The organism is Bacillus sp. UNC125MFCrub1.1 (assembly GCF_000701305.1).
Lineage (GTDB): Bacteria > Bacillota > Bacilli > Bacillales > Bacillaceae > Bacillus > Bacillus altitudinis.
In genome coordinates, this window is sequence record NZ_KL370769.1 from 328551 (window position 1) to 353643 (window position 25093).

Genomic DNA, 25093 nt, shown 5'->3' on the forward strand with positions numbered 1-25093 from the left:
AATGAATCAATTAAGTTGTAACCATTGCGGGAAAAAATATGAGATGACACCAACTCTATGGAAATGTGATTGTGGTGGAGTATTCAATCTAGTGAAAGATACCCCGAAAATAGACGTCACAGCTTGGGATCACTATCCAAATTCATTGTGGCGTTATGTTGAAACCATGCCATTTCCAAAAGGTTCTAAGACGTGGGAAACTGTGACAATGGGCGAGGGCCAATCTCCTTTAATCGTTCTAGATCCTAATGAGCCAAACACATATGTAAAAGTTGACTATATGATGCCGACACTATCATTTAAAGACCGTGGAGCAGCTGTGTTAATGACAAAAGCTAAGGAATTAGGGGTAACAAAAGTCATTGCTGATAGCAGCGGGAATGCAGGAACGGCAATTGCTGCGTATGCTGCGCGTTGTGGTATTGCCTGTGACATCTATCTAAGTGATCAAACATCACCTAAAAAAGTCGCTCAAATAAAAGCCCACGGAGCAACGATTAAAGAAATTCATGGTACACGAGAGGACATTGCAGCTGCGGCCCAAAAGGCAGTAGACGAAGAAAACGTTTTTTATGCAAGCCATGTCTATAACCCTTATTTTTTCCAGGGTACAAAAACATACGCCTATGAAATCTATGAGCAACTAAAAGGAGCACCGGATGCTTTAATCATTCCGGTTGGAAACGGCACTCTGCTGCTTGGTGCATATTATGGCTTTAGAGAGTTATTCGAAAATGGTCTCATTCATAAAATACCGAAAATTGTTGCTGTCCAAGCGAAAAACTGCGCACCCCTTGTGAAAGCCTATCAAAATGAAGAAGAATCAGCATCACCTGTCACAAATAAAGGGACCGTAGCAGAAGGGATCGCTATTGCTGCCCCAGCGCGTTCTAAACAAATTTTAGAAGCTGTATACAAGACGAATGGTACGTTTATTGATATTGAAGAAGAAGAAATTATACATGCACGCTCTAAACTGAGTGAGAAAGGATTTTATGTCGAAGTGACATCTGCCATCAATTTTGCTGGCTACATGAAATATCAAAAGGAATCAAAAGAAACCATTATCATCCCTCTTTGTGGGGCAGGGATTAAATCAAAATAACCTTAGGACTCCGTTGCGTGCCTCGTTGTCCTATTATAGGATCAATCAGGAGTAATATTTGCGAATGTTGAATACATTGACCATCACAATTTGAAAACGGAGGAATGATTCGTGGGAATGGATTTTACTCATTTCGAAGCACATTGGTCTTACACCGACTTCCATGATTTTAGATGCAAGTTAGCAGCATGTATCGGTATGAATTTAGATGAAATGGAGGGATTTGGCGGGGACATACCATTTGAAAACTTTACAGATGACATCATTCCTTTGCTTGACCTTTCGGATTCTGATAGTTACTTAATGCCAGAGGTTTGTCAGACCGTTGCAGTTAAATTGCGTAAACTGAGCCAAAATTGACCAGATGATGATATGGATAAAATGAACGATCTCTATCTGGCAGAAGAAATGGAGTTAGCGCATCAACAAAATGAGCCAATCGGATTGATATAAGATGAGAAGAAAGCTACTTTAAAAAGTATGTTTAAACCGTAGTAGCTTTCTTTCCACTCTACCTAATTATTTTTCATTTGTTTCTCTCCCCAATAACATATCTCATCTAATACAGGCATCAGTGATAAGCCCTTTTCAGATAAACTATATTCTACTTTTGGAGGCACTTGGGGATATTCTTTACGATGAATTAAGTGATCCGCCTCAAGCTCTTTTAGTGTATTGGTTAATGTTTTAAAAGAAATCGTTCCGAGCTTACGTTTCAGCTGATTATAGCGAACAGGACCATCGTTTGAATATAAAGCATACAGAACTGGCATTTTATATTTCCCACCAATTAATGACAAAGTATACCCAAAACCAGTATCTTTTAGCTCAGCTTTCGTCTGGAAGGACTCCTCATTCATTTTATACTCTCCTTTGGGTTAGTATCGCACTTTGATTACCGTACTTGTAGTATGTTATAGCATACAATAAAATCAATGTACATCAAAAAATGATGCAAAACTCAGAAAAAGGGTGAATGAATAATGAAAACGATTGTCTATGCACATCCTTGGGATGGAAGCTATAATCATGCCATTTTGACTTCCATAACAGAAAAATTAGAAACAAAGAGAGAACCGTTTCAAGTAATCGATTTATATAAAGATGGATTTAATCCTGTTTTTACAGCTGAAGAATTAAAGCATTTTCATAAAGGAGAAACGCCTTATTCATTAGTGAAGGATTATCAAGAAAAATTAAAACAGTCAACAGAATTGATATTTATATTCCCAGTCTGGTGGTGGGATCTACCTGCTATTTTAAAAGGATTTATTGATAAAGTGATGTTAAGCGGTTTCGCATTCATTGAAGATCAAAATACTGGTACTTTAAAAGGTTTATTAACAAATATAAAAAAAACAACCGTGATCTCAACATCAACTACAGATAAAGAGTATATAGAATCTGAAGCTGGAAATGCCATTCAAAGCGTTTTTATTAACAGAACGCTAGCAGATTTGGGATTGAAAAATGAATCCACGAAATGGATTCATTTTTCTAGAGTGAATTTAACAACAGATGAAAAGAGAAAGCAATTCTTAAAAGAAATATCCCAGAATATTTGATTTACAGTACAACAAATAAGGGCCAACTTCTACGACCGATTTAATTTATTGAGAAGGTCGTAGAAGTTTTGAAAAACAAACAAAAGGATAGGCTTGAACAAGATGGTAAATGCAGATCCATTGTATGACCTGATAAACAATAGCCGTATAAGAATCCCACTATTTAAAGTAAAGCTTTATAACTTTAGTGCTACACGTTTCAGCAGACTCTTTATCACCAGTCATTTAAGCAACAACAAATCGTGCCTGCCTAATTGACCTCTTGCACTCCTCCAAATACACCATTATTTAAATCCATACCATTTCTGTGTTTTTTTAATATTTTTTATAGCACTGCCGGCTCAAGCAGATTGTTAACATCATTTTCATTAAAGATAATACTGACTCATGCCATTTTTAAAGATAGGCAGGGTCTTAGTCACTAGCTCTTCTGATGAAATAAGTCTTCCATCCTTATTCCATGTGTATGCAGCTCCGTATATCCCCCAACTTAGCATAGTAGATAGGGTTGCTACCATTTGTTTATCCTCTAATTCGATGATGTTTTTAGTTCCTTTTAGCATAAGATCAGCTATTAGTTTCTGTAACTCCTCTTTAATTTTACTTTCGATAATAGTTCCTAAAGAATGATAACCTTTGGGACATAGGTCGCTTATCTCTTTATGGTGATCACACATGGCTAGAAAAATATTTGCAATGACTTTTTCATTGAATCCATCGTGATCATTGAGTCTTTTTTTCAATTTGTCTGTAAATGTATTGGTGATTGTAGAATGTAATAAATCAAATTTATCGTCAAAGTGCGCATAAAATGTAGCCCGGTTAATAGTAGCCTTTTCTGTGATATCACGTACCGTTATATGGTTGAAATCTTTTTCACTAGCTAACGAAAGAAAAGAGTCTACAATCAATTGTCTTGTACGAAGTATTCTCGGATCTTTTTTTGGCATAATTATTTTTTCTTCTCCTTTTAGGGTTCATCATCTTGTCTAAAAACGACAATACATTAGAAGTGTTGCGTAAACTACATATTGGCTATTTTGGTTATTGTTTATTATTCTTTTTCATCTTATCATCAATTATACAACGCGCGTTGCTTAAATAACACATGTTATTACGAAAGATTTTTGATCAAGGAAATCATTGTGATCATTCTGAATAACAAAAGGAGATAGACGACCATGAACATCACTATTTTTGGTGCAACTGGTGCAATCGGTCAACTTTTAACACAGTTTGCATTAGAAAACGGAGATATCGTTACGGTATATGTTAGAAACCCTGAGAAAATCAAGCAAAAGCATTCGAATTTACGCATTGTAACGGGTGAACTAACGAACACTTCAGCTATTGAAACGGCAGTTTCAGAAGCTGATGTCGTGATAAGCACCTTAGGTCCCGGCATTGATTTGTCTCGAAAACAAAAAGGTACACCGATCGCCGATGGACATAACCGAATTGTCAAAGCGATGAAGAAGTTCACCAAAAAAAGGTTGATTACACTCGCGACGCCAGCCTTGCAATCTGAAGACGATAAGAAAAGCTTATCGACGATATTGCCAAGAATATTGCCTAAACTTCTCATGCCAAATGGTTATGCCGAAATGAAGAAGATAGGAGAACTGATTAAAGAATCGAACCTGGATTGGACAGTCGTTCGAATCATTAATCCTAATATCAAATACAACGGGCAATCTTACGGTTATTCATTCGGCGATCAGCCAGCTAAAATGTCCGTATCTAGGGAAAATGTCGCTAAACTCATGTATGACGCTGCTAGGCAACACCAATTAATCGGAAAAATGCCCATTGTCTATAATCATTAAATCAGCTTTTTGTATGAGGTTGTTGATTCAGCAGAAATTATAGGAATCATTTAGGGTCATACCAAAATATTGCGTGTGCATTCTTTTTATAAGTATTCAAAATCAAAATCATAAAGGGGACATGATCATGTCAAAAGTATTATTTGTTAAAGGAACACCTCAAAGTGAGGAACAATCAAGAAGTACGCAAGTTGCTAGAGCATTTATCACTGAATATAAGAAAGTAAATCCAACGGATGAAATAATAGAAGTAGATGTCTATTATGCAAATGTGCCATTAATCGATGCTGATTTTTTAACTGGACAAAAGAAGTTAAGAAGTGGGGAAGTGCTAACAGATGTTGAATCACAAAAAATAGAAGCAGTGAATGCATTCACAAAGCAATTTATGGAAGCAGATAAATATATCATTCAGTCTTCAATGTGGAATTTAGGAATCCAACCTTTATTAAAAGCCTATTTTGATACAATCATGAGTGCTGGAAAAACGTTTAAATATACATCAGAAGGTCCAGAAGGATTGATGAAAGGGAAAAAAGCAATCCATATTCATGGTATGGGAGGATTTTATTCGCAGGCAATTGGAATGGAACATTCCGATTCTTACGTAAGAGGTGCGCTGAAGTTTGTTGGAATTGAAGTGGAACCAACGATTTTTGTTGAAGGTATTGACTATGATCCAACTAAAGAAGAAGAAATTGTTACTTCAACAATTGAAAAAGCAAAAACGGTAGCACGAACGTTTTAAAAAAGAGCATTGGTGGGATTAGTTAAAAAGATTTTAATTAACATCATCCCACCTCGCACGTTCAAAAGCGTAATAAAGAAGAATAGACAAAATACATTCATTAAAATCATAAAGGGGGAACATAGGATGAAAGTAGAAATTTGGTCTGATTTTGTTTGCCCGTTTTGTTATATTGGCAAACGTCAATTTGAAATAGGGTTAGAACAGTTTGAACATAAAGAAGAGGTCGAAGTCTTATTTCGACATTTTCAATTAGATCCATATGCGAAAAAAAATACAGGAATGGATATCCATCAAGTATTATCCTCTAAGCATGGTGTCCCATATGAAAAAGCAAAAGTACTGAACAATCAATTGAAACAGAAAGCAAAAGAGGTTGGGTTAGATTATCAATTTGATACAATGATTCCTACGAATTCATATGATGCACTTCGTCTTTCTTATTATGCAAAAGAGAAAGGGAAGATTCGGGAGTTTATGGAACGTATTTTGAAAGCTCATTTCACAGATTCACTAGATATCGGTGATCACGCAACACTTGCTCAACTTTCAAGTGAAATAGGTCTTGATGGCAACGAAGCTTTGGATGTTTTATCAAATGATCAATATAGCGAGAATATCGCAGCTGATAGAGCCGAGGGATCTAAAATTGGGATTCAGGGCGTGCCCTTTTACGTTGTGAATGATAAATATGTCATCTCAGGAGCACAACCTAGCGAAGTGTTTTTAGAAACATTACAACAGGTATGGAAAGAAGAGTACGGGAATCGTAAGGTTGAAGAGCATAAATTAGAGTCGTCGCTCGATGAATATTGTTCAGATGGAACATGTAAATTTTAATGGATATTCAAAAAAGATATAGAAATCACAAAAGATTGATATAGCTACTTTAAATACCACTTTATAATGAAACATTTACTTCCAAAAATCAAAGGGGTTTAGCGATATGAAAAATACAATTTTTCAAGGTACAATCGAGCATTCAGGATTTGTAGTACCCGATATCGAAGTAGCAGTTGAATTCTTCACTCATATTTTGGGTTTTGAAGTCTTGTTCCGGCCAAAACGGATGCAGTTTGAGGACGATAGTTTAAAAAGGTACTTTGGGGTTCACGAACATTCAGTTGTAGAAGGGGCGGCATTTTTGCAATATGGCGGTAGAAAGATCGAACTGGTTCAATGGTCGACGCCAGATCAACAGAATGTTCACCTAAAACCCAGTGATATCGGTGTAGCCCATCTAGCTATTACAGTTACCGATATAGAAGAGGCTTTAAAATATTTTGCAGAACAGTCTGATGTTAAAGTCAGAGAGCTGAGCTCTCTTGGATTTTTCTATATCACAACTTCATGGGGGATGGAGATTCAAATAATGGAATTACCCCAAAAACCTTTATGACCTATCTAATTTGTACCAAGACAAGAACAAGGGTCCTTTAATTAGTTGAAACAATAACTGTATCTTAATTTGTGGACCCTCTTTCACCTTCTGATCATAGGACACCAAGAAGGGTCCTTTCCATCTAATTGACCTCTTGCAGGCAATTGATCATTGTTTTCTCCTCTTAATACCTCACTAATATCCTGCTTTCTTAAAATCCATATCATTTCTGTGCTTTTTGATGTCTCTTTTAGCTTTGGCAGCTCTAGCAAAGTGTTAACAGCAGAATGCCCAATGCAATTCTGATACCGAGTCAGATCGCGATTTAAAATATCAGGAATGCCATTCGATTAGCAACTCTTTTTTCATTTTCTGTCATAATCCCTTCAGCATTTATTGGGTTAGGGTTTTCCACGTACCAGTGGCATGTATAACCGTCTTTGCCTCGTAAGTTTTTTCTTCTTGATTATTTAATTTCACTCGAATGATAAAAGGCACAAGACCTCTGTCTTTTGTTTTTATCAACACCTTTTTTGCCAATATAGAGAACTGGGCTATTTAAATAACTATGTGGTTTCATTTGAAGAAGAGAAGTCGGTATTTAAATCAATCATTTTCACACGAATCAATTTTTGTTTGAATTCATATAATCAATTGATTATATAAGTTTTCAGTTATATACTATTGAAGGAGTTGAAAAGAGGGGGAATCATTGTGAGTACAGATGTTTCAATTGGTGTGACACATATGTCGAATTGTTTAAAAACACTCAGTGATCAAACAAGACTGATCATGATGAAATTGTTTTTGGAGAAAGAATATTGTGTTTGTGAACTGGTAGATATGTTCGAAATGAGTCAACCAGCGATTAGTCAGCATCTACGAAAATTAAAAAAAGCTGGATTTGTTCATGAGAACAGAAAAGGGCAGTGGCGTTATTATTCAATCAATACACTGTCTCCAGAATTTGAGACGATTCGGATCATCTTAAATCAAATTGATAAAGAAGATGACCTTTTAAAAAGTATACAACATAAAGCAACAAACATTTCTTGTTCGTAAGGAGGGATGGGTTTGAGTTTTGCCGTTTTATCATTAATCATATTTTTGTTCACTTTGGTACTGGTTATTTGGCAGCCAAAAAATTTATCCATAGGGTGGTCCGCTTGTGGAGGAGCTATTTTAGCATTAATCGTAGGTGTTGTGAATGTAGACGATGTGATCACCGTGACAGGCATTGTTTGGAATGCGACTTTAGCTTTTGTCGCCATTATCGTCATTTCACTCATCCTTGATCGAATCGGCTTTTTTGAATGGGCAGCATTGCATATGGCAAAGGCTGCAAAAGGCAGTGGGCTACGTATGTTTGTGTATGTGACCATCCTTGGTGCAATCGTCGCTGCTCTATTTGCAAACGATGGTGCAGCACTTATTTTGACACCCATTGTTTTAGCCATGGTCAGAGCATTACACTTCAATGAAAAAATAGTATTCCCTTTTATTATCGCGAGTGGGTTTATTGCAGATACAACATCGCTTCCACTTGTCGTAAGTAATTTGGTGAACATTGTAACAGCCGACTATTTCAACATTACATTTATTGAATATGCATCCAGAATGGTTGTTCCAAACCTTTTTTCGTTGCTTGCGAGTATCACTGTACTGTACCTTTTCTTTAGAAAGAGTATACCTAAACACTATGATATGAATGAGTTAAAACAACCTAGTGAAGCAATAAAAGATCCAAAGATGTTTAGATTATCTTGGTATATATTAGCTTTTTTGTTGATTGGTTATTTTGCAAGCGAATTTTTATCTATACCTGTATCGGTCATAGCTGGAGTGATTGCTATTTTATTCTTGGTCATTGCACAAAAAAGCCCTTCTGTTCAAACAAAAAGCGTTCTAAAAGAAGCTCCCTGGGCGATCGTTTTCTTTTCCATAGGTATGTACGTTGTTGTCTATGGCATGCGAAATGCAGGGCTTACTGATGCTCTTTCTAGCGTGATTCAAGCTGTAGCAAATCAAGGTTTATTGGCAGGTACTCTTGGTATGGGATTTATCGCAGCGATTCTTTCATCTGTCATGAATAATATGCCGACGGTCATGATCGATGCATTAGCCATTTCCGGCACCGATACACAAGGAATGATGAGAGAAGCGTTAATATACGCAAATGTCATTGGTTCTGATTTAGGACCAAAAATTACGCCCATTGGCTCCTTAGCAACACTACTATGGCTCCACGTCCTTTCTCAAAAAGGTGTGAAGATTTCCTGGGGGACATATTTCAAAATAGGGGTCATTTTAACTGTACCAACGCTATTCATCACACTTTTAGCATTGTATTTCTGGCTAATGATTATACATTAAAGGAGACGATCAACATGTCAAAGAAAACAATATACTTTTTATGTACCGGTAATTCTTGCCGCAGTCAAATGGCTGAAGGTTGGGCTAAAAAACATCTTGGAGATGAGTGGAAGGTCTATAGTGCTGGTATCGAAGCTCATGGATTAAATCCGAATGCTGTAAAAGCAATGAAAGAAATAGGGATTGATATTTCTAATCAAACGTCTGACCTGATTGATCAGAAAATATTGCATCACGCTGACTTAGTCGTCACACTATGCGGGGACGCAGCTGATAAATGCCCGATGACTCCACCTCATGTCAAACGTGTCCATTGGGACTTTGATGATCCAGCAAAAGCAGAAGGAACAGAAGAAGAGAAGTGGTCATTTTTCCAAAGGGTAAGAGATGAAATTGGAGATCGATTGAAACAGTTTGCTGAGACTGGAAAGTAGTGCTGCGTTTGAGTCGATTGAATATAAAATCTAATAATAAAGAGGATCAAGTCAAAGATTCTCTTTTTGCATTAATTAATATCTAGTTTACATAATATATATTCTAGGAAGTTAAGAAACAATTGAATTTTCTTTGTCTCATTATTAAGTATACTTATCTTATTGAGATAAAATAAAAAATGAAAATCCAACGGTTGATTCGTCAGATTTTCATTCCTCTAAATGTTTTAAGATTTTTGCAGGATTCCCGCCAACAATCACATTTGCCGGAACATCTTTTGTCACAACGGCTCCTGATGCAATGACAGCATGATCTCCGATTGTCACACCTGGATTGATAATGGCACCGCCGCCAATCCATACATGATGTCCAATTGTGACTGGTTTGCCGAATTCAATACCTGTTTGACGTTCTTCTGGATTTAACGGATGTCCAGCTGTGTATATATGTACATTCGGACCTAACAAACAATGATCTCCAATTGTAATCTTGCAAACATCTAATAACACAGCATCAAAATTTGCAAAAAAATGCTCACCAACCTCGATATTGTATCCATAATCACATTGTATTCTGCCTTCAAACACCACATCTTCTCCGCAAGCGCCTAAAAGCTCCTTTAAAATGGCCTTTCTCTGTGATGGCTCATTTGTTTGCTGATAGGCAAATGTCAATTGTCGCGCTTTTGCTCGATCTTTCATCAATGTGTGGTCATTTGGGTGATAGTATTCTCCTTTGATCATCTTTTCTTTTTCGGTTTTCATGTTCATCTCCCTTTTATTGAAACTTCATTCATCGTTTGAATGAATGCCTCGGTGAATTGTGTTGTCGTCTCATTTCCTCCTAAATCCTTCGTTTTCAAGTTCTTTTTTAAGGCCTCACCAAGAGTATGTTCGATCAGACTCGCTGTCTGTTTTAATCTTTCATCTTGATATTTCACATGTAGCCAGTTACAAAGCATCACTGTAGAAAGAATCATGCCCATTGGATTGGCGATATTTTGACCAGCTATATCAGGTGCTGAACCATGTGCCGCCTGTGCCATCGCTTGATTTTCGTTGCAATTTAATGAAGGTGCCATTCCTAAACTGCCGACTAGTTCTCCTGCAAGATCAGATAAAATGTCGCCAAACATATTTTCTGTCACAATCACATCAAAATCACCTGCACGTCTCACTAAATGAGCAGCCATCGCATCAATATGAATATCCTCAACCTCCACTTGTGGATATGCTTTCGCTACCTCTTGACATGTTCGTAAAAACAAGCCAGATCCTAATTTGATCACGTTCGCTTTATGAACAATGGTGACTTTCCCCCTCCTCTCCACTGCACGTTGAAAGGCCGCGTGGGTAATACGGGTAATTGCTTTTTTTGTAAACACACCTGTAGATATGGCGACATCTGGTGTAATCATCCACTCTCCTGTCCCCTGATACATATTCCGGTCTGGATAAAAGCCTTCTGTATTTTCTCGAAAAATGACAAGGTCGACGCCACTGGCAACGCTTTTCACACCTGGTAGCGATTGCGATGGACGAATATTTGCAAATAAATCAAATGTATGACGCAGTTCTCCACTTGGATTTCTTCTTTCTTTCAATTGATCAGGATATGAAGCTGAATCATGAGGTCCTAATATCCAGCCATGGCATTTTTTCAAGGCGGCTATCGTAGAAGCTGGCACTGGATCTTGATGAGAATGAATGGCTTCAGCACCGATAGGACACTCTACAAATTCCACAAATGGTTCATTGAACTGTGACAGCGCTGTCTTAAAAATACGCATACTAGAATTAACAATTTCCGGTCCAATCCCGTCTCCCTTTAAAACACCTATTCGATATGACATATGTATCGCCCCTTTTGTCTTTATTCTATCAAAGAATGATGAAGTTGGAATATTTTCTTCATGATGATCCTCCCTCATGTTATTTACGAATCAAGAAGTCTCCTTTATAATCGAGTAGATTTGTTCTGTAAGACTACATAGATATGAGGGATTAGATGAAATTAAAGTGGTATAAAGCGATCATTGTTATTTTTACGATGTCTGGGATCTCCATCTCCACTTGGTTTTCAAGGACACCAGAAGTGAGAGATTTGTTGCAAGCAGATACAGGCACAATGGGACTCATTTTACTCGGCCTATCTGTAGGTTCCATTGTCGGGCTGATTCTTTCCAATGTATTCGTTCGCAAAAAAGGCGGCCGAGTGGCGATTGTGGTCAGCGCTTTTTTGATGTTTATTGGATTCTCAACCCTTGCAATCGGCGCCGCCCTCTCTTCTACGCTGATTGTCACTGCTGGTCTTTTTCTTTTTGGTTCAGGCTCAGGCATGTGCAATGTAGCCATGAACTTAGAAGGAACGGAGATTGAGTATCAGATCAAGAGAACGATCCTGCCGATTTTGCATGCTTCTTTCAGTATTGGAACGTTAATTGGTGCAGGTGCCGGAATTCTCTTTATTTATTTAGGTGTGTCTGTCCTCATTCACCTTCTCACCATTGCACTCCTTTTCTTTCTCAGTATCCTGATTTGTACACGGTTTATTCCGCACGGGACAGGAAAAGATCCGGATGAGACGCAGTCAGAATCCGTTGAGGCTTCTCAAACATCATGGCTGAACAAACGGACGATCTCATTAGCGATGATTGCCTTATGTCTCGCATTTGTAGAAGGTTCTGCAAATGATTGGATTCCACTAGCAATGGTTGATGGCTATCAGGTTTCTCATTCAATGAGTACGGTCATCTATGCATTATTTTTGTGCGGAATGATTAGTGGCAGATTACTGAGCGGACGTTTCATTGATCGCTTTGGCAGGGTGCTATTGCTAAGAATCGCGATTTTATCTGCTGCCGCCGGACTATTTTTGGTGATTTTAAAGATTTCACTCGTCGTGTGTATGATATCTATCTTTTTATGGGGACTTGGCGCGTCCTTAGGCTTCCCGCTGACCATTTCAGCAGCTGGTGATGATAGCCGCTATGCTGTCAAACGTGTCAGTATCGTCACTTTATCTGGGTATACAGCCTCTCTATCAGGGCCCCCTGTTTTAGGACTGCTCGCCAATCAAGTCGGACTGCTTCATGCGTTTATTTTTGTTCTATTTGCCATTTGTATTGCGGGAATCTTCACAAAAGCTGTTGCAAAACCGACATCAATACATTCTTTTTGACAAGTGCCAGATCTTTGATCTCGGTACTTTTTTTAAATTTAAAAAATAAAATTGAAACCTTTCATGAAGTGAAACAGTCCTATAGATGTCTTGATGTTTAGCGCTTTTTTAAAGAGGGAAAGTAAAAAAATAAGACTTTTCAAATAACTGAAAACGTGGTAAGATCATGAAAATAAACAGGAAGGGGTGAGAAAAATGAAAAAAAATATGCTGTTAAAATTAGCAGTCTTATTCATAGCACTTGCAAGTTTTCATTTGTTCTCAATGCCTCATTCCGTTCAGGTATACCATCATGCAAAGGTGGTTGCTGATCAAGAATCACATGAAATGAAAATCGTTCAGACAGCAGGCGATGAAAAGAAACAAAAACATGTGAACGCAGTATTTGCGGCATTTACAGCACTGCTAGTCATTGGCAGTATGGCAGCTGGATTTGCACGCATCACTTATACTGATCGATTTGACCGGAAAAAGAAGCATTTACTTGCAGTGTTCTACCAGTCTTCGAATTTCCGAGTAGCTCGTGTTAACCCAACCATTTAAATCAAACAAAAATTGGGAGGTTTTACACGATGTTATTTTTCTTAAGAGTATTCATTCTAGGTCTATTCTCTGTCACTTCACTTTCTCTTTTCGTTTACCAAGGAATTGAAGTAGTGCATGCCATCACAAGCATGTTTGGCAATCACGAGAGTTAAATTGACCTCATCATAAAAAACCCCCTGCCTTACGCAGGGGGTTTTCATTTTGCTTATTTATTGTCATCTTGGTCAGATGCAGCAGGTGATAAAAGAACTTGAGTTACTTCTCCCTGCTCTTCCTCATCTAAAATAAACGATCCATTGCTATAACGATCATTTGCCCTTAGTGTGGAAATATCGAGCGGGATCGTGGCACCCTTTTCCGTATCAATCTCAAGTGTATCGTGTAGTGAAGCAGCAATCACAGCAACAATTCTGTGAGGGTTTTTCTTTAATTCTCTTAGCATGATCACTCCACGTTTTGCTCTTGATGTCTTATCAAATTCAGAGAGGTTCATCCGCTTCACAGCACCTCTTTGTGTCGTGAGAACAAGCACATTGTTCTTCGGATCAATCATTTGTCCAGAGACCACCTCGTCTCCGTCCTTCAAATTGATGCCTTTCACACCAGCCGCTCTCGGACCGACCACACTCACTTCTTCTTCATCAAACCATAATCCATAGCCATTTTTCGTTGCAATAAACAATTCTTGCTGACCTGTTGTGACATGAACATCTACAAGTTCATCATCACCTTTTAAATTCAAGGCGACAAGCGGTTTTGAATAACGCTGCGCTTTATATTGGAGAAGCTCTGTTTTCTTCACCATACCGCCTTTTGTGAAGAACAGGAGATACGATGATTCATCGAATTCTTTAATTGGGATCGCTTTTTGAATGGATTCATCGCGATCAATCGAAATAATATTCGTAATATGCTGCCCCATGTCTTTCCAGCGTATATCTGGCAGCTGATGAACTGGACAGTAAATATAGCTCCCTTTATTCGTAAAGAGCAGAAGAACATCGGTTGTATTCATTTCAAACTGGTGAATCAGTCGGTCTGTATCCTTCATACCGAAGTCCTTACCGTTTGATGCAGCATAGGAACGCTGGCTTGTCCGTTTGATGTATCCATCCTTTGTGACTGTGACGTACACGTCTTCTGATGCGATCATCACTTCAAGGTTAATCTTAATTTCTTCAATTTTTTCCTCAATGACAGATCGTCTTTCATCAGCATACGTCTTTTTCAACTTCTTCAAGTTGTTCGTAATGACTTTAAACAGCTTCTTCTCATTCGCTAAAATGTCTTCAAGCTCTGCAATTCGCACGTCAAGCTCTCTTGCTTCGTCTCTTAGTTGAGTGATATCTGTATTTGTTAAACGATATAACTGGAGAGAAACAATCGCTTCTGATTGAGCTTCTGTAAAATCATATTTCTCCATCAAATTGTTTTTCGCATCACGCTTATCATTAGACGAACGAATCGTCGCAATGACTTCATCTAAAATGGAAAGAGCTTTAATTAATCCATCTACAATATGATGACGTTCTTTTGCTTTTCGAAGCTCGTATGCTGAGCGGTTCGTCATCACTTCTTTTTGATGAGCAATGTAAGCGTCTAGTACAGTTGTAAGCGTCATTAAAGTCGGTCTTCTGTTATGTATCGCGACCATATTAAAGTTATAAGGGATTTGCAGATCAGAATTTTTATATAAGAAATTCAAGACACCATTCGCATCCGCTTCTTTTTTCAGCTCTACAACAATCCGAAGGCCGGTACGGTCCGTCTCATCCCGAACTTCAGAAATCCCTTCTACTTTTCTTTCAATGCGGAACTCGTCCATCTTTTTGACAAGATTGGCCTTATTCACTTCATAAGGAATTTCTGTGATCACGATTTGCTGGCGTCCACCGCGGATGGTTTCAATCTCCGCTTTTCCGCGAATCATAATCTTTCCTTTTCCTGTTTCATATGCCTTCTTAATTCCATCCACACCTTGAATGATCCCGCCTGTTGGGAAATCAGGCCCTTTGATGACTGTCATTAAATCTTCAACCGTACAATGCGGCTGTTCAATTCGCTTAATCACGCCATCAATCACTTCTCCTAGGTGGTGCGGTGGAATATCAGTCGCATAACCGGCTGAAATCCCTGTTGAACCGTTCACAAGAAGGTTGGGAAACATCGCTGGTAAGACAACAGGCTCTTTGCTTGTATCATCAAAGTTCGCGACAAATTCGACTGTCTCCTTGTCGAGGTCCTTTAAAAGCTCTGATGCAATGGCAGAAAGCCTTGCTTCAGTATAACGCATGGCAGCAGGAGGATCTCCGTCGATACTCCCGTTATTTCCATGCATCTCAATCAGCACATTTCGCACTTTCCAATCCTGGCTCATTCTCACCATTGCTTCATAAACAGATGAATCACCATGCGGATGATAGTTACCAATGACGTTACCGACTGTTTTGGCAGCTTTACGGAAGTTTTTATCTTGTGTATTTCCTTCTGCATACATCGCATATAAAATTCTTCGTTGTACAGGCTTTAATCCATCACGTGCATCTGGAAGTGCACGATCTTGGATAATATATTTACTATAGCGACCAAAACGGTCCCCAATCACTTCTTCTAACGGTAAATCATGAAATCGTTCTTGTTGTGCCATGTTTAAACCTCCTCAGCTAGCGACAAGTTTTCATTTTCAAGAATGTTGCTTTCCTCATCAAGTCCAAAGGCGACATTCTTTTCAATCCATTTACGGCGTGGTTCTACTTTGTCACCCATCAGTGTCGTGACGCGGCGTTCCACCCGTGCAGCATCATCGATCTTCACCCTGACAAGCGTTCTCGACTCTGGATTCATTGTCGTTTCCCATAGCTGGTCGGCATTCATTTCACCTAAACCTTTATAGCGCTGAATCGTATATCCTTTTCCAACTTTCTTTAGTACGTCATCCATTTCTTCATCAGACCAAGCATATTCAATGACTTCTTTCTTCCCTGAGCCTTTGCTAACTTTATATAAAGGCGGAAGGGCAATGAATACTTTGCCATGCTCAATCAGCGGCTTCATATAGCGGTAGAAGAATGTAAGCAATAGAACCTGAATATGCGCGCCATCTGTATCAGCATCTGTCATGATGACAATTTTGTCATAATTGATGTCTTCTACATTAAAATCGACACCAACCCCGCCGCCAATGGCATGGATAATGGTGTTGATTTCTTCGTTTTTGAAAATATCCGCAAGCTTTGCTTTCTCTGTATTAATGACCTTCCCTCGAAGCGGCAGCACCGCTTGGAATTTACGATCACGTCCTTGCTTGGCTGATCCACCCGCTGAGTCGCCCTCTACAAGATACAGTTCGTTTCTTGCCGGGTTTCTAGATTGAGCAGGTGTTAATTTTCCGCTGAGTGTTGCTTCAGATTTTTTCCGTTTCTTGCCGCTCCTTGCTTCTTCTCTTGCTTTTCTAGCCGCTTCTCTTGCCTGCTGCGCTTTAATCGCTTTTTTCACAAGCAGTGTTGCCGTTTCGCGGTTTTCTTCAAGGAAATAAGCCAATTTTTCAGAGATCACAGCGTCTACAGCAGACCTAGCCTCACTCGTTCCAAGCTTTCCTTTTGTTTGTCCTTCAAATTGAAGAAGTTCTTCAGGAATTCTGACAGAAATAACAGCTGACAGACCTTCACGAATATCCGTACCTTCTAAATTTTTGTCTTTTTCTTTTAAAAGGGTCACTTTGCGTGCATATTCATTAAAGGCTCTCGTCATGGCCGTTTTTGCACCAGACTCATGTGTACCGCCATCTTTGGTTCTTACGTTATTGACGAACGACAGAATATTTTCTGAATATCCGTCGTTAAATTGAAAGGCAAAATCGACTTCAATGGACTGATGTTCGCCTTCAAACGAAACGACTTCACTAAGTACATCCTTTTCCTCGTTTAAATAAGCAACGAACGCTTCAATACCTGTCTCATAATAAAAGGTTTCCTGCACATCATGGCGCTCATCAATCAGCTCTATTTTTAGCCCTTTTAATAAAAAGGCTGATTCTCTTAAACGCTCTGATAATATATCAAAATTATAGGTGGTGACACTGAACATCGTTGGATCTGGCTTAAAATGAATCAGTGTACCGGTCTTTTTCGTTTTCCCGATTTTTTCAAGTGATGTGACTGGCTTTCCGCCATGTTCAAAGCGCTGGTGATAAATAAATCCATCGCGTTCTATCGTCACGGTGAGCCACTCTGAAAGTGCGTTCACAACGGACGCCCCAACCCCGTGAAGTCCACCACTTGTTTTATAACCACCTTGACCAAATTTTCCGCCTGCGTGCAGGACAGTTAAAATGATCTCAGGTGTCGGTTTTCCAAGCTTATGCATACCAGTAGGCATTCCGCGCCCTTTATCTTGGACGGAAATGCTGTTATCTTTATGTATTTTGACAATGATATGATCTCCATGGCCAGCGAGCACTTCATCGACAGAGTTGTCTACAATCTCATAGACAAGGTGATGAAGACCGCGGGAATCCGTCGATCCAATATACATCCCTGGACGTTTACGGACCGCTTCAAGCCCCTCTAGCACCTGAATAGAATCATCGTTATAATCTACTTGCTGCTTTTTAACCAAATGCTTAATCCCCTTTCACTAACAAACATAACCGGCTAATCATCAATGATCTCTCTAGATTTTAATGATGATCATGCTGCTCATTACTGTCCACTTTAATAAGCTGCATCATCACCATGCATGTGTGATTCAGCGATACATGCTCTTTTGCACGGTTACGAGAATGTTCTACATTCTGCAATCAGAACTAGAAGTCCATTATAAACAAGACTGTTTCATAAGCCAAATGCAATCATATGATGGTTTTAGCAAAACAGAACAAATGTTCTATATTTATCTTATCGCTCTTTTTCTCGATATGCAAGGTCACCGATAGGTCCCTGTCGCCTTATTTTATCGCTTTCTTCTAGAATCGCAAATATATTTCTGCAACAAAAAAGCAAAAATCCTTGAAAAAACAAGGATTTTTGACGATTTAATGAGTTTTTGTCATCGCATGAGCCACTTTGATACATAAGTCCATGATGGCGACCTTGCCATTTTCCTCAATCAGCCTTTTTGCCTCTTCATGATATACGCCTTGCTGCGCCCAAAAAACAGGTGCGTCTATTTCAAGAAATTCTTTCGCCACCTCAGGCAAAAACTCAGAACGTCTAAAGACATTGACGATATCAACAGGCCCTTCTATGTCTTTTAAAGAGGCGACCGCTTTTACCCCAAGTGCTTCATCAATCGTTGGATTGACAGGAATGATGTCATAACCGGCATCCTGCATGGCTTTTGAAACCATATAAGACGTTCGGTGCGGCTGATCTGACAAACCAACAACCGCAATTCGCTTACTGCTTTTTAATATACGCCCAATTTCTTGTTTTGAAGGATGATTCATCCAGACACTCCTTTTCTTCTATTTTAGCGAATTTCTTGTTAAAAACAAAGCTGAATTCATCGGCCATCGTTTTTTTCAAAAAAAGATCGCCATGTTTTTCATAAGATCATGTTAAAATGTAAGACAAGAGGGAGAATATAAAGGAGTTATGCAGATGTTAATTGCTTTGATGTTTATTTTGGCTTATCTTCTCGGCAGTATTCCATCAGGTCTCATTGTCGGGAAAGCTGCAAAGGGAATCGATATCCGTGAACATGGCAGCGGGAACCTAGGTGCGACGAATGCATTCCGTACACTGGGTGTGAAAGCAGGGTCCATCGTTATCACTGCTGATATTTTAAAAGGGACTCTTGCTTCGGCTTTACCGTTTTTCATGCAACTGGACATTCATCCCTTATTAGCAGGAGTGGCTGCTGTTATCGGTCACAGCTTTCCTGTCTTTGCAAAATTTAAAGGGGGAAAAGCGGTCGCTACATCAGGCGGCGTGCTGTTATTTTATGCCCCGTTCTTATTTATCACGATGATCGCTGCTTTTTTCTTATTTTTATACATTAGTAAATATGTTTCATTATCATCTATGCTGACTGGGATCTACACATTCATTTACAGCATATTCACCCAAGATCTATTTTTAATTATTGTTGTTGCTGTTCTTGCTGGCTTTGTGATCTTCAGACACATCGCCAACCTCAAACGAATTCTCAACAAAACTGAACCGAAAATCAAATGGCTTTAGCCGTTTCATCAATTTAAATATGTGGTAAAAGTAAAGAAAAGCTGTTTTTGCATCCTGCATTTAAAAACAGCATGACTTCAAAAAGGGGCGATCACATTGAAATTAACGATAAAAGATGATGCACTCAATTGGTACAAGAATGAACTGGATTTAGAAAAAGGTGATCATGTTCGCTTTTTTGTCAGATATGGCGGGTGCAGTAATGTACAAAAAGGCTTTTCTCTCGGCGTCGCAAAAGATGAACCTCAAAATGCCGGCGCAACCGCTGAAGTAGAAGGCATTACTTTCTTTGTGGAAGAAAGTGATATTTGGTATTTTGACAACCATGATCTGCATATTGATTATAACGAGTCCGTGAAAGAACCAGAATTTCATTATGAATAAACAAAAAAGATACCTCATCCCTCGGGTATCTTTTTTGTTTATCACTCAATATAAAGTCCATACTCCTGAATGTTTCCTAATGACCGCTCTTTTTGCAAAATCCGTTTTTGCGAATCACCAATGAGATCAAAATGAGGAAAACCTTCGCGAACATGGATCCATTCTTTCTTTAATCCATGCTTTTGTCCCCAAGCGATTAATTGCTCCATATCCTGACAGGCTGCCTTTGTGACAGTATTCGCATGCGGAAAACGGTCATCAAGCCAATAGTGTGTCAAAAAGGCCACATTCCCTTCCCGAACAGCTGATTTCCAAGCATGTAGATCCTTTCTTTTAATTCCAAATGCCATGAATCAAACCTGCTTCTTGGACTGTTCGTAAACGCTGTGCCATGCAGGGAAAGCTTTTCTAAATTGAATCGGTCTAAAGGTTTCTTTGTCCACACAAATATGTGAGGTGGTCCCTGTAATAGCCGTTTGTCCATCAGGTTTTTGTATTTCATAGCCATACACTGTTTTCACGCCGTTATATTCTTCTATCCATGTGTGAACTGTAGCCGTTTCACCGTACAGTAGTGGTTTCTTATATTGAACCTGAAGATCGACAACAGGTGCAAGGACACCGTCTGCCTCTAACTGGGCATAGGAAAAGCCTAATTCTTTAATTAACGCTGTTCTGCCGACTTCCATCCAAATTAAATAGTTGGCATGATACACAATGCCCATTTGATCTGTTTCTGCATAACGGACTTCTATTTCTTTTTTAGATACATACACGTTTTCATCGCTCTCCTATCAAAACCTAACGTCTCTGACATTTTACCACATTCCAATTGGTTCTTCTAAAAAGAGGCAATAAAATAAACCAGGAATCCCTGGTTTATTCAGTGTAACCGCTCTTTCTTGCTGCTTCCTCGTCCTTTATTTCAGAACGCATTGCGTCAATACTTGTTCTACGGTTTTCATTTTTTTGCTTGATCATCTGCTTTTCTTCCTCTGTTGAAAGACCCATTGCTGCTTCAGATTCATCAATATTTTCAAGTGTGTTTTCGATCATATCCTGCAGCTTCTCAACATTATCAGAACGATCATCTGGATTGGATTGATATGACTTGTCATTCATCATGCTTCCCTCCTATTATTCGCCCTTCGTCTGTATCACATCAGGCTGTTCATTCGATTTATTATGCATCTTTTTGCCTTTATTTCGTTTGTATGCTACAGGTTTTGTCCCTAAATGGTCTGGTGTAAACTGCGCTTGTTTATCATGCTCTCTACCCATCATTCATCCCTCCCTCTTCTTTAGGATGAACGAAAAAGGTCAAATCATAACTTATTTCTGTCTAAATCGCTCTTCCAACTTTTCTTCAAGCTGGTTTAAAAATTCCTCATTGCTTAATAATTCTTTTTTATTTTCAAGCACAAGTTCTTCAAAAGTACGGCGCTTTCTTCGTCTCATTTCTATCACCACCTCCACTCTGTTCATACCATTTTCGCCAAAACATTTAGAAAATAAGCAAAAAAGAGCTGAATCATTATAGATCCAGCTCTTTTTCAATTTCTTTTTTTGTGAGCATTTGATGCTTTACAGACAGGATACGCCCTTTTTCATCTAGTATGTATGTCGTCGGATATGAAAGTACCTGATATCTCGCTTGAATACCTTTTTGATCTAATAAAACAGGAAAACTGACCTTAAGTTCATCAATAAAAGATGCGACGTGATCCACACTCTTTTCAGTGTTCGTCAAATTCACCGCTAGTACCTCAACTTGGTCATTTTCACTTCTAATTGCATCTAGATCTGGCATTTCTGTTCGGCAAGGCTTACACCATGTCGCCCAAAAATTGAGAAGTACTTTTTTCCCTCGATAATCAGATAAAGATGCCGTTTTGCCATCAAGGGTTTTGAGCTCAAAATCAGGGGCTTTGTCCCCTGTTTCAAGACCGATGGCGGGTTCTTTTGGTCCGAATACATTCCATGCAAGTAAACCAATCAACACAAGTAAAACAGCGCTTGCCATTCCTTTTTTCCACATGATTGATCCTCCACTATGTTAAAAAAGAAGAGAAAGCTGTCTAATCGCCTTCTCTTCTTTGCTTTATTAGTTGCTTGCCAATTTCTCACGCAGTACCATTTGAAGGATACCACCATGACGGTAGTAGTCAATTTCGACTTCACTGTCAAAGCGAACAATTACTTCAAATGTTTTCTCGTTGCCATCTGTATCAATTGCTTTTACAGTGACAAGATCACGCGGACGAACTGTTTCATCAACATCTACTTCGAATGTTTCTGTTCCTGTTAGTCCATAAGTTTCTGCACTTTCACCGTCTTTAAACTGTAAAGGAAGTACGCCCATGAAGACAAGGTTACTTCTGTGGATACGCTCAAAGCTTTCCGCAAGAACGAATTTAATTCCAAGAAGATTTGTTCCTTTTGCAGCCCAGTCACGTGAAGAACCCATTCCGTAGTCTTTGCCTGCTAAGATCGCAAGACCAGTTCCATCTTCTTTATAACGCATGCATGCATCATAAATGGATGTCACTTCACCAGTTGGCCAGTACGTTGTATACCCGCCTTCTGTTCCTGGTGCGATTTGGTTCTTAATGCGGATGTTTGCAAAAGTACCTCTCATCATTACATGGTGGTTACCACGACGTGATCCATATGAGTTAAAGTCTCTTGGCGAAACGCCTCTTTCTTGCAAGTATTTACCTGCAGGCGTGTCTTTACCAATTGCTCCAGCAGGAGAAATATGGTCTGTTGTGACAGAGTCACCGAACTTCGCCACTACGCGCAATCCTTTAAGTGGTTCAACTTTACCAGGTTCAACTGATAAGTTTTCAAAAAATGGCGGGTTATCAATGTATGTGGAATTTTCATCCCATTTATACAATGCATCATCCGTTGTTTTAATTTCATTCCAGCGGTCATTGTTGTCAAAAACAGTTTCATACTCTGAACGGAATAGCTCAGGTGTGACAGTGCTTTTCACAACGCTGTTGATTTCATCCATTGATGGCCAAATGTCATTGAAATAAACGTTCTCTCCATTTTTATCGACACCGATCGGATCTTTTGTTAAATCAATATTCACCGTACCAGCAAGTGCATAAGCCACAACTAATGGTGGAGATGCAAGGTAGTTTCCTTTTACAAGCGGGTGGATACGACCTTCGAAGTTACGGTTACCTGATAAAACAGAAGTGATCAGCAGATCATTTTCAGAGACAGCATCTTCAATTTCTTTTTCCAGCGGTCCTGAGTTTCCGATACATGTTGTACAGCCATACCCAACGATGTTAAATCCGAGGTCTCTTAAATATGGAAGAAGTCCCGAATTCACGAGGTACCCTGTTACAACTTTAGAACCCGGTGCTAGTGACGTTTTCACGTAATTTGGCACCTTCATACCGAGCTCACTGGCTTTTTTCGCAACAAGACCTGCTCCGATTAAGACGTATGGGTTCGATGTATTCGTACAGCTCGTAATCGCTGCAATCGCAATCGCACCTGTCTTCATCACAGCCTTTTCACCATTTGCTAGATCAAATTCGATTTGTTTATCTAGCTCTGATTTTTCTAAGCCAAAACCTTGGTTACCAGCTGGGCTTTCGATGTGTTTATGAAACGTCTCTTTCATTTGAGAAAGTGGAATCAAATCTTGTGGACGTTTCGGACCAGATAAGTTTGACTCAATTTGAGAAAGATCAATTTCCACAACATCAGTAAAAATTGGCTCTTCTGCATCTGGCGTATAGAATAAGCCATTTGCGCGAGAATATTCTTCAACGATATTAATTTGCTCTTCATCACGTCCAGTAAGGCGAAGGTAAGCTAGCGCTTCTTCATCTACTGGGAAGAATCCGCAAGTTGCACCGTATTCTGGCGCCATGTTCGCAATTGTTGCACGATCAGCTAACGGCAATTGTGCAACACCAGGTCCGAAGAACTCGACGAACTTGTTCACTACGCCTTTTTCACGAAGAACTTGTGTCACTTTTAATGCAAGGTCAGTTGCAGTTGTTCCGTTTGGAAGCTCTCCAACTAATTTAGCCCCAATGACTTCTGGCACTGGGAAGTAAGAAGGCTGACCAAGCATACCAGCTTCTGCTTCGATACCGCCAACGCCCCATCCAAGTACACCGATACCGTTAATCATTGTTGTATGTGAGTCAGTACCAACTAATGTATCTGGATATGTGATGATCTCGCCATCTTCTTCGATTGCATGAACAACACTTGCAAGATACTCTAAGTTCACTTGGTGAACGATCCCTGTTGCAGGCGGAACAGCTTGATAATTGTTAAACGCTTTCTTTGCCCAGCTAAGGAAGTTATAACGCTCTGCGTTACGTTCGAATTCTAAATCCATGTTAATGTTTAATGCATCTTCAGTTCCAGCTTTATCGACTTGTACAGAGTGGTCAATGACCAGGTCAACTGGAATTTCAGGGTTGATTTTATCTGGGTCTCCGCCCACATCTGCCATTGCTTTTCTTAAAGAAGCAAGGTCAACGACAGCTGGCACACCCGTGAAGTCTTGTAAAATAACACGAGAAGGTTTAAATGGAACATCAATTTCTTTTACCTCGGCAGTTCCCCATTTTGCCAAGTTTTCAACGTGTTCCTTTTTGATCACTCTACCGTCTACTTGGCGAAGCACTGATTCTAAAAGTACCTTAATGGAATAAGGCAGCTTAGAAACATTTCCGATTCCTTGTTTCTCGAGTGCTTCTAACGAATAATAGTGATACGTTTTCCCATTTGTCGAAAACGTTTTTCTAGATTGAAAAGCGTCTTGTTTAGCGACTTGCTGCTGTTTCGACATGTCCAAAATCCCCCTTTTGATGATCAAGATCAATTTCAATTCTCAGAAAAATCGTCGTATTTCACCACAATTTTCTCACAATTTCATCTTAAAACAAATTCATACATAAGTAAATAACAATGCTTTTATTAAATTCAATAAGTTTAGCTTATCACAAGGAAATGATTACTCTTCATAAACTGAGCAGCACGGGTTCATACTAATGCTGAGGTGATAGAACATGACAAAAAGAAAAGCAAATCATGTCATTGACGGCATGAACGCAGCCAAAAGCCAAGGAAATGGTGCAGGTTATATAGAAAATGATCAGCTCGTTTTAACAGAAGAACAAAAGCAAAACAATAAAAAGCGTAAAAAAAACCAATAAGAAAGGAGTGAGAAATGATGACGAACAAAAACACAGGGAAAGACATACGTCAAAACTCTCCTAAAGAGCATCAAGGCGGGCAACCTGAGCCACTATCAGGCAGTAAAAAAGTGAAAAACCGCAACCATACAAGACAAAAGCACAATTCACATCATGATATGTAAACA

The 25093-nt window shown here is 39.1% G+C and carries 31 protein-coding genes; 17 read left to right on the forward strand and 14 right to left on the reverse strand.

The window, feature by feature from the left end; translation table 11 throughout:
- Position 1 precedes the first annotated feature (1 nt).
- Both N521_RS14445 and N521_RS19695 read left to right on the forward strand, forming a co-directional pair.
- Entirely contained in the window at positions 2-1105 is a 1104-nt protein-coding gene (locus N521_RS14445; protein WP_035391907.1) for a threonine synthase, read from the forward strand.
- 111 nt (positions 1106-1216) lie between these two features.
- Complete coding sequence (locus N521_RS19695) at positions 1217-1465, forward strand: hypothetical protein (RefSeq protein WP_197025619.1); 249 nt, start codon at positions 1217-1219, stop codon at positions 1463-1465.
- Positions 1466-1620: 155 nt separating this feature from the next.
- Here N521_RS19695 and N521_RS14455 read toward each other — a convergent pair whose 3' ends face one another.
- Positions 1621-1965 (reverse strand): winged helix-turn-helix transcriptional regulator, encoded by a 345-nt coding sequence (locus N521_RS14455; protein WP_007499303.1) that lies wholly within the window; start codon positions 1963-1965, stop codon positions 1621-1623.
- A 123-nt stretch (positions 1966-2088) separates the two neighbouring features.
- Here N521_RS14455 and N521_RS14460 point away from each other — a divergent pair, with 123 nt between their 5' ends.
- The gene (locus N521_RS14460) at positions 2089-2670 is read left to right on the forward strand and encodes an NAD(P)H-dependent oxidoreductase (RefSeq protein ID WP_035391910.1); all 582 of its coding nucleotides are present in this window, start codon (positions 2089-2091) and stop codon (positions 2668-2670) included.
- 368 nt (positions 2671-3038) lie between these two features.
- Here N521_RS14460 and N521_RS14465 read toward each other — a convergent pair whose 3' ends face one another.
- A complete protein-coding gene (locus tag N521_RS14465) occupies positions 3039-3620 on the reverse strand; it encodes a TetR/AcrR family transcriptional regulator (protein WP_017367339.1) in 582 nt (193 codons plus the stop codon).
- A 231-nt stretch (positions 3621-3851) separates the two neighbouring features.
- On the opposite strand from N521_RS14465, the gene N521_RS14470 reads away from it, so the two are divergent.
- The 7 genes from N521_RS14470 to arsC all read left to right on the forward strand — a co-directional run bounded on the left by N521_RS14470 (position 3852) and on the right by arsC (position 9432).
- Positions 3852-4496, forward strand: a complete 645-nt coding sequence (locus N521_RS14470) for an NAD(P)-dependent oxidoreductase (RefSeq protein WP_007499309.1) — start codon at positions 3852-3854, stop codon at positions 4494-4496.
- Between the two features lie 127 nt (positions 4497-4623).
- On the forward strand, positions 4624-5244 hold the full coding sequence (locus N521_RS14475; protein ID WP_025207412.1) for an FMN-dependent NADH-azoreductase: 621 nt from the start codon (positions 4624-4626) through the stop codon (positions 5242-5244).
- A 126-nt stretch (positions 5245-5370) separates the two neighbouring features.
- Positions 5371-6084, forward strand: coding sequence for a DsbA family oxidoreductase (locus tag N521_RS14480; RefSeq protein ID WP_035391913.1), 714 nt, complete (start codon positions 5371-5373; stop codon positions 6082-6084).
- A gap of 106 nt (positions 6085-6190) precedes the next feature.
- Positions 6191-6643: a VOC family protein gene (locus N521_RS14485; RefSeq protein ID WP_025207410.1), complete on the forward strand. Its 453-nt coding sequence runs from the start codon at positions 6191-6193 to the stop codon at positions 6641-6643.
- A 729-nt stretch (positions 6644-7372) separates the two neighbouring features.
- Positions 7373-7687: an ArsR/SmtB family transcription factor gene (locus N521_RS14490; protein ID WP_034646476.1), complete on the forward strand. Its 315-nt coding sequence runs from the start codon at positions 7373-7375 to the stop codon at positions 7685-7687.
- Positions 7688-7693: 6 nt separating this feature from the next.
- Positions 7694-8998, forward strand: a complete 1305-nt coding sequence (locus tag N521_RS14495; RefSeq protein WP_407968822.1) for an arsenic transporter — start codon at positions 7694-7696, stop codon at positions 8996-8998.
- Between the two features lie 14 nt (positions 8999-9012).
- Positions 9013-9432: an arsenate reductase (thioredoxin) gene (gene arsC / locus N521_RS14500; RefSeq protein ID WP_025207406.1), complete on the forward strand. Its 420-nt coding sequence runs from the start codon at positions 9013-9015 to the stop codon at positions 9430-9432.
- 210 nt (positions 9433-9642) lie between these two features.
- On the opposite strand, the gene N521_RS14505 is transcribed toward arsC, so the two are convergent.
- Together N521_RS14505 and N521_RS14510 are read right to left on the reverse strand one after the other, a co-directional pair.
- The gene (locus tag N521_RS14505) at positions 9643-10197 is read right to left on the reverse strand and encodes a sugar O-acetyltransferase (protein ID WP_035391917.1); all 555 of its coding nucleotides are present in this window, start codon (positions 10195-10197) and stop codon (positions 9643-9645) included.
- A gap of 2 nt (positions 10198-10199) precedes the next feature.
- The gene (locus N521_RS14510; RefSeq protein ID WP_035391920.1) at positions 10200-11363 is read right to left on the reverse strand and encodes an isocitrate/isopropylmalate dehydrogenase family protein; all 1164 of its coding nucleotides are present in this window, start codon (positions 11361-11363) and stop codon (positions 10200-10202) included.
- 77 nt (positions 11364-11440) lie between these two features.
- Between N521_RS14510 and N521_RS14515 the strand changes: the two genes are divergently transcribed.
- The 3 genes from N521_RS14515 (at position 11441) to N521_RS19915 (ending at position 13311) form a co-directional block, all read left to right on the forward strand.
- On the forward strand, positions 11441-12613 hold the full coding sequence (locus N521_RS14515; protein ID WP_035391922.1) for an MFS transporter: 1173 nt from the start codon (positions 11441-11443) through the stop codon (positions 12611-12613).
- 195 nt (positions 12614-12808) lie between these two features.
- Positions 12809-13156 (forward strand): hypothetical protein, encoded by a 348-nt coding sequence (locus N521_RS14520; protein WP_008343786.1) that lies wholly within the window; start codon positions 12809-12811, stop codon positions 13154-13156.
- 29 nt (positions 13157-13185) lie between these two features.
- The gene (locus tag N521_RS19915) at positions 13186-13311 is read left to right on the forward strand and encodes a hypothetical protein (RefSeq protein WP_008343787.1); all 126 of its coding nucleotides are present in this window, start codon (positions 13186-13188) and stop codon (positions 13309-13311) included.
- Positions 13312-13364: 53 nt separating this feature from the next.
- Here N521_RS19915 and parC read toward each other — a convergent pair whose 3' ends face one another.
- From parC to N521_RS14535, 3 genes are all read right to left on the reverse strand, one after another.
- A complete protein-coding gene (gene parC / locus N521_RS14525; RefSeq protein ID WP_035391924.1) occupies positions 13365-15806 on the reverse strand; it encodes a DNA topoisomerase IV subunit A in 2442 nt (813 codons plus the stop codon).
- Positions 15807-15808: 2 nt separating this feature from the next.
- On the reverse strand, positions 15809-17776 hold the full coding sequence (parE, locus tag N521_RS14530; protein WP_017367329.1) for a DNA topoisomerase IV subunit B: 1968 nt from the start codon (positions 17774-17776) through the stop codon (positions 15809-15811).
- Positions 17777-18191: 415 nt separating this feature from the next.
- Positions 18192-18605 (reverse strand): CoA-binding protein, encoded by a 414-nt coding sequence (locus N521_RS14535; protein WP_017367328.1) that lies wholly within the window; start codon positions 18603-18605, stop codon positions 18192-18194.
- Positions 18606-18759: 154 nt separating this feature from the next.
- On the opposite strand from N521_RS14535, the gene plsY reads away from it, so the two are divergent.
- Both plsY and N521_RS14545 read left to right on the forward strand, forming a co-directional pair.
- Entirely contained in the window at positions 18760-19341 is a 582-nt protein-coding gene (gene plsY, locus N521_RS14540) for a glycerol-3-phosphate 1-O-acyltransferase PlsY (protein ID WP_008343794.1), read from the forward strand.
- 96 nt (positions 19342-19437) lie between these two features.
- Positions 19438-19725: a HesB/YadR/YfhF family protein gene (locus N521_RS14545; protein WP_008343795.1), complete on the forward strand. Its 288-nt coding sequence runs from the start codon at positions 19438-19440 to the stop codon at positions 19723-19725.
- Between the two features lie 41 nt (positions 19726-19766).
- Here the strand turns inward: N521_RS14545 and N521_RS14550 are convergent, their stop codons facing one another.
- The 7 genes from N521_RS14550 to acnA form a co-directional block, all read right to left on the reverse strand.
- Positions 19767-20075 (reverse strand): hypothetical protein, encoded by a 309-nt coding sequence (locus N521_RS14550; RefSeq protein WP_017359578.1) that lies wholly within the window; start codon positions 20073-20075, stop codon positions 19767-19769.
- Positions 20076-20078: 3 nt separating this feature from the next.
- Positions 20079-20501 (reverse strand): acyl-CoA thioesterase, encoded by a 423-nt coding sequence (locus tag N521_RS14555; RefSeq protein WP_008343800.1) that lies wholly within the window; start codon positions 20499-20501, stop codon positions 20079-20081.
- A gap of 103 nt (positions 20502-20604) precedes the next feature.
- The gene (gene tlp / locus N521_RS14560; RefSeq protein ID WP_017359579.1) at positions 20605-20847 is read right to left on the reverse strand and encodes a small acid-soluble spore protein Tlp; all 243 of its coding nucleotides are present in this window, start codon (positions 20845-20847) and stop codon (positions 20605-20607) included.
- A 15-nt stretch (positions 20848-20862) separates the two neighbouring features.
- Positions 20863-21006 carry an acid-soluble spore protein N gene (locus N521_RS14565; RefSeq protein ID WP_008357830.1) on the reverse strand — a complete coding sequence of 48 codons (144 nt, stop codon included), beginning with the start codon at positions 21004-21006 and terminating at the stop codon, positions 20863-20865.
- Positions 21007-21057: 51 nt separating this feature from the next.
- Entirely contained in the window at positions 21058-21183 is a 126-nt protein-coding gene (locus N521_RS19380) for an FbpB family small basic protein (RefSeq protein WP_003211002.1), read from the reverse strand.
- Between the two features lie 76 nt (positions 21184-21259).
- Positions 21260-21763 (reverse strand): TlpA family protein disulfide reductase, encoded by a 504-nt coding sequence (locus N521_RS14570; RefSeq protein ID WP_008343807.1) that lies wholly within the window; start codon positions 21761-21763, stop codon positions 21260-21262.
- Between the two features lie 66 nt (positions 21764-21829).
- Positions 21830-24559, reverse strand: coding sequence for an aconitate hydratase AcnA (gene acnA, locus N521_RS14575; RefSeq protein WP_008343808.1), 2730 nt, complete (start codon positions 24557-24559; stop codon positions 21830-21832).
- 220 nt (positions 24560-24779) lie between these two features.
- On the opposite strand from acnA, the gene sspO reads away from it, so the two are divergent.
- Both sspO and N521_RS14585 read left to right on the forward strand, forming a co-directional pair.
- Positions 24780-24926, forward strand: a complete 147-nt coding sequence (sspO, locus tag N521_RS14580; protein ID WP_017359581.1) for a small acid-soluble spore protein O — start codon at positions 24780-24782, stop codon at positions 24924-24926.
- A gap of 17 nt (positions 24927-24943) precedes the next feature.
- Positions 24944-25090 carry a small acid-soluble spore protein P gene (locus N521_RS14585; RefSeq protein ID WP_003211331.1) on the forward strand — a complete coding sequence of 49 codons (147 nt, stop codon included), beginning with the start codon at positions 24944-24946 and terminating at the stop codon, positions 25088-25090.
- The last annotated feature ends 3 nt before the right edge of the window (positions 25091-25093 follow it).